This window comes from Nocardioides sp. P5_C9_2 (assembly GCF_054049555.1).
Genome location: NZ_JBFUMD010000416.1, coordinates 1 through 3,513 on the forward strand (window position 1 = coordinate 1; position 3,513 = coordinate 3,513).

The window sequence follows — 3,513 nt, forward strand, 5'->3', positions numbered from 1 at the left end:
CTTCCACACCGGGTTGATCGAGAGCAGACCGCCCATGATCGCAGTGACGCCGAAGACGATGAAGAAGAAGCCACCGGCCTTCGCGGCGTACACGGGGAGCATCGGGAAGCCGACGACGTTCTGCTCGGTGCGGCCGGGTCCGGGCCACTGCGTGTGCTTGTGGTAGACGAGCAGCAGCATGTGGGCGGCGATCAGGCCGAGCAGCAGGCCGGGGATCAGGAGCACGTGGATGATGTAGAGACGCGGGATGATCGCGTCGCCCGGGAACTCGCCGCCGAAGAGCAGGAACGACATCCAGCTGCCCAGGACCGGGGTGGCCTTGAGGAAGCCGTCGGCGGCCCGGACGCCGGTGCCGGAGAGCAGGTCGTCGGGCAGCGAGTAGCCGGTGAAGCCCTCGAGGGTGCCGAGGAGCAGCAGCAGGCAGCCGATGACCCAGTTGAGCTCACGCGGCTTGCGGAACGCGCCCGTGAAGGCGACGCGCAGCAGGTGCACCATCATCGAGGCGACGAAGAGCATCGCCGCCCAGTGGTGCATCTGGCGCATGAGGAGGCCGCCGCGGACGTCGAAGGAGATGTCCAGCGTCGAGGCCATGGCCTCCGACATCTGGATGCCGCGCAGCTGGTCGTACGAGCCCTCGTAGTGGACCTCGCCCATGCTGGGGGTGAACCACAGCGTGAGGAAGACACCCGAGAGCAGCAGGACCACGAAGCTCCACAGGGCGATCTCGCCCAGCATGAAGGACCAGTGGTCCGGGAAGACCTTGCGCAGGTTCTTGCGCATCGCCCCGGCGAGACCGAGACGGTCGTCGGCCCAGGTGGCCACGCCGCCGATCTTCGAGGGCTTGGACGGGGTCGCGGCGCTCGAGCCGTTGGTGGTGGCGACCTTGCTCGTGTCGAGACTCATTCCTTCTCACGCTCCCAGTAGCTGGCCCCGACGGGCTCAGTGAAGTCGCTCTGTGCGATCAGGTAGCCCTCCTCGTCAACCGCCAGGGGCAGCTGGGGGAGGGGACGGTGAGCGGGTCCGAAGATGACCTTCGCCGCGTCGGCGAGGTCGAACGTGGACTGGTGGCACGGGCAGAGCACGTGGTGCGTGGTCCGCTCGTACAGGGAGATCGGGCATCCGACGTGGGTGCAGATCTTGGAGTAGCAGATGATCCCGTTGACGGTCCAGTTCTCTCGCCCCGGGGCGGGGTCGATGTCGCCGGGCTCCATCTTGACGACGATGACGGCGCCCTTGGCCTTCTGCACCTGGAGCTCGACCCCCTCGATCTCGGGGTAGCCGTTCTCCTCGGTGGGGAAGAGCGCCTCGGGGGCGGCGTTGACCAGGTCGCCGATCTCGAGCTCGGAGGCCATGATCGGCGTACCGACGACGTCGCGCACGACGCGCATGCCCTTGGTCCAGATGGTGCTGGCCAGCTTGTCCTCCGGGGCGGGACCGAGGTCGCGCAGCAGGACGACGGCGGGCAGGCCCAGCAGGCCGACGGCGCCGAGCATGGTGTTGCGCACCAGCGGACGGCGCCCGATGCCGGACTCCTCGCCGCCGAGGGACAGCGCCTCCAGCGTGGCGGCACGGTCGTCCTCGGAGGAGGCGGCCGAGTGGCGCAGCTCGGAGATCTCGTGGTCGCCCATGAGCTTGCGCGCCCACTGGATGATGCCGATGCCGATGAAGAGCAGGGCACCGCCGAGGGCGAGGCCGAGGGCCACCGTGGAGGCGCCGAGACCGAGGAAGGTGTCGAAGTTGTCACCGATCTCGAGCGTGAAGTAGGCGACGACGAAGAGGAACGCGCACACCATGGACAGGCCGAACATGCCGGCGATCTGCCGCTCGGCACGCTTCTCGGCGTGCTCGTCGACGTCGGTGGGACGCCACTCGTGGGCGGGAAGGCCGGGGTTGGCGATCGGCTCCTCCGGCACGGCCGGAGTGTTGTCGTGCGAGTCGGTCATGCCTTCGCACCTTCCTTGGTCTTCGTGCTGCGGGTGCTGTGGGCGGCGATCCAGACGGCGAAGCCGACGAGTCCACCGATGCCGAGGAGCCAGGCGAACAGGCCCTCCGAGACGGGGCCCAGGCCGCCGAGGCCGAAGCCGCCGTACTCGGGGGTCTCCTCGAGACTACCGAGGTAGGCAATGACGTCGCGCTTCTCGTCGGGGGAGAGGTTTCCGTTGCTGAAGGTGGGCATCGCCTGCGGGCCGGTGAGCATGGCCTCGTAGATGTACTTGGGCTCCACGCCGTGCAGCGAGGGGGCGTAGCCACCGCGGGGCATCGCGCCGCCGGAGCCGTTGAAGTTGTGGCACGCGGTGCAGTTGGTGAGGAAGATCTGGCCACCGCGGGTGATGGCCTCCTCGCGCTCCTGCTCCGAGAGACCGTCGATGGAGTAGTCCTCCGAGGTCGGGATCGCGGGGCCAGGACCGAGCGAGGCGACGTACGCGGCCAGCGCGGCGACCTCCTCCTCGTTGTAGACCGGCTTCTTGCGCGGCGCCTGCTGGCCGGGGTTGGCCAGCGGCATGCGACCGGTGCCGACCTGGAAGTCCACCGCGGCGGCGCCGACGCCGACGAGGGAGGGGCCGATCTGCTTGCCGTCACGGGAGGTGGAGATGCCCTCGCCGTTCTGGCCGTGGCAGAAGGCGCAGCCCACCAGGAAGAGGTCGCGACCCTGGGCGACGAGCTCGTCGTCGGTGGTCGTGTCGGCCTGGGCCGGCGAGAACACGGTGTAGAGACCACCGGTCATCAGCAGGCCGAGCACGAGCACGACGAGGCCGGCGAGGGGGCCGCGGCGGTGCCGGGAGATCCGACCGGCGGAGCGGTTCAACAAGCGCACAGTGAGTCCTAGCTGTCCGGGTCCGGGGGCTTACTTGATGAGGTAGATCGTGGCGAACAGCCCGATCCAGACGACATCGACGAAGTGCCAGTAGTAGGACACGACGATGGCGCTCACGGCCTGCTCGTGGGTGAAGCGGCGCGCGATGTAGGTGCGGCCGAGGACGAGGAGGAACGCGATGAGCCCACCGGTGACGTGGATGCCGTGGAAACCGGTGGTCAGGTAGAACATCGTGCCGTAGGCGGAGGACGGGATGGTCACGCCCTCGTGGACCAGCTCGGCGTACTCGAGGGCCTGGCCGCCGATGAAGACCGCACCCATGCAGTAGGTGAGGATGAACCACTCGCGCAGGCCCCAGCCGCTGACCTTGAAGACCGAGCCGGAGCGCCCGACCTGGCCGCGCTCGGCGGCGAAGACGCCCAGCTGGCAGGTGAGCGAGGACAGCACCAGGATCGCGGTGTTGACCGTGGCGAACGGGACGTTCAGCAGGCCGGTCTCCTGCGCCCACAGCTCGGGGCTGACGGCGCGGATGGTGAAGTACGCCGCGAAGAGGGCTGCGAAGAACATCAGCTCGCTGGAGAGCCAGATGATCGTGCCCACGCTGACCATGCTCGGCCGGTCGTGGTGCCCGTGCAGTCGGGATGCCGGAATCACTGTTGCTGTCGCCACGGACGCCATTATGTCTGTGCGCCGCTGCG

The 3,513-nt window shown here is 68.4% G+C and carries 4 protein-coding genes; all 4 read right to left on the reverse strand.

Annotation, left to right across the window (positions count from 1 at the left end; all coding sequences use genetic code 11):
• A partial coding sequence (gene qcrB / locus ACXJKL_RS17210) for a cytochrome bc1 complex cytochrome b subunit (protein ID WP_457208239.1) occupies window positions 1–903 on the reverse strand: 903 nt, incomplete at its 3' end.
• On the reverse strand, window positions 900–1,943 hold the full coding sequence (gene qcrA, locus ACXJKL_RS17215; RefSeq protein ID WP_457208240.1) for a cytochrome bc1 complex Rieske iron-sulfur subunit: 1,044 nt from the start codon (window positions 1,941–1,943) through the stop codon (window positions 900–902). The genes qcrA and qcrB, both read right to left, overlap by 4 nt.
• Window positions 1,940–2,815 (reverse strand): cytochrome bc1 complex diheme cytochrome c subunit, encoded by an 876-nt coding sequence (gene qcrC, locus ACXJKL_RS17220; RefSeq protein WP_457208241.1) that lies wholly within the window; start codon window positions 2,813–2,815, stop codon window positions 1,940–1,942. Before qcrC ends, qcrA begins: the two co-directional genes overlap by 4 nt.
• A 30-nt stretch (window positions 2,816–2,845) precedes the next feature.
• Entirely contained in the window at window positions 2,846–3,493 is a 648-nt protein-coding gene (gene ctaE, locus ACXJKL_RS17225) for an aa3-type cytochrome oxidase subunit III (protein WP_457208242.1), read from the reverse strand.
• Between the last annotated feature and the right edge of the window lie 20 nt (window positions 3,494–3,513).

Coding starts and splice junctions, on each gene's coding strand:
- qcrA (WP_457208240.1), bottom strand. CDS start 1,943: ATGACCGACTCGCACGACAACACTCCGGCCGTGCCGGAGGAGCCGATC.
- ctaE (WP_457208242.1), bottom strand. CDS start 3,493: ATGGCGTCCGTGGCGACAGCAACAGTGATTCCGGCATCCCGACTGCAC.